General features: G+C 71.2%; 1 protein-coding gene. It reads left to right on the top strand.

From position 1 onward, the window contains the following. Positions 1-1,151, top strand: a 1,151-nt coding sequence (locus tag CRT23_RS27585) for a mannose-1-phosphate guanylyltransferase/mannose-6-phosphate isomerase (protein WP_103712640.1), incomplete at both ends; no start/stop codon positions are given.

Genomic DNA, 1,151 nt, shown 5'->3' with positions numbered 1-1,151 from the left:
GAGCCCGAGCGGCGCGACTCCGCCGCAGCGGTGGCGGTCGCCACCCTGCACGCGGCCCGGCGCGACCCCGAGAGCGTCGTGCTGATCATGGCCGCCGACCACGTCATCGGTGACACCCCCGCCTTCGTGGCCGCTGCCAAGGCCGCCGCGGCCGGCGCCCGGGCCGGGGCCATCATGACCCTCGGGATCACCCCGACTTCGCCCGCCACCGGCTACGGCTACATCCGCGTCGGCGCGGCCCTTTCGGGCGGCGCGGGCAACCATGCGGTCGAGCGCTTCGTGGAGAAGCCCGATCACGACGGCGCCCTGCGGCTGATCGACGAGGGCGCCCTCTGGAACTCGGGCTACTTCCTGTTCCGCGCCGACGTGATGCTGGCCGAGCTCGAGGCCCATGCCCCGGAGATCCTGGCGGCCACGCGGGCGGCGCTCGATGCGGCCGTGACCGACCTCGACTTCGTGCGCCTCGACGCGGACGCCTTCGGGCGGGCCCCCAAGACCTCGATCGACTACGCCGTGATGGAGCGGACCCGGCATGCCGGCGTCCGTCCGGTGTCTTTCGCGTGGTCGGATGTCGGCACCTGGGACGCGGTCTGGGACGTGCTGGCGCACGATGCCGACGGCAACGCCGTCCGGGGCCGGGTCGAGACCATCGACACCCATGGCAGCCTGATCCACAGCGAGGGCGAGCACCTGACCACGGTGGTGGGCCTGGACGACGTCGTCGTGGTCACGACGCCCGACGCCGTCCTGGTGACCTCGAAGGCCCGCTCGGGCCAGGTGAAGGACCTTGTCACCCGCCTGCGCGAGAAGGCCCACCCGGAGGCGGACGCGCATCGGCGCATGTACCGGCCCTGGGGCTGGTACCAGCGGATCGACATCGGCGAGCGCTTCCAGGTCAAGCGGATCATGGTGACGCCGGGCGGACGGCTGTCGCTGCAGAAGCACTTCCACCGGGCCGAGCACTGGGTGGTGGTCAAGGGCACGGCGGAGGTCACGCTCAACGAGTCGGTGGTGCTGGTGCACGAGAACGAAGCGATCTACCTGCCGATCGGCTCGATGCACCGCCTGACCAACCCGGGCAAGATCCCTCTGGAGCTCATCGAGGTGCAGGTCGGCTCCTACACCGGCGAGGACGACATCATCCGCGTCGA

It is taken from the genome of Methylobacterium sp. V23, from assembly GCF_002917135.1.
Taxonomy (GTDB): Bacteria; Pseudomonadota; Alphaproteobacteria; order Rhizobiales; family Beijerinckiaceae; genus Methylobacterium.
This window is presented reverse-complemented; position numbering and strand designations above follow the sequence as displayed.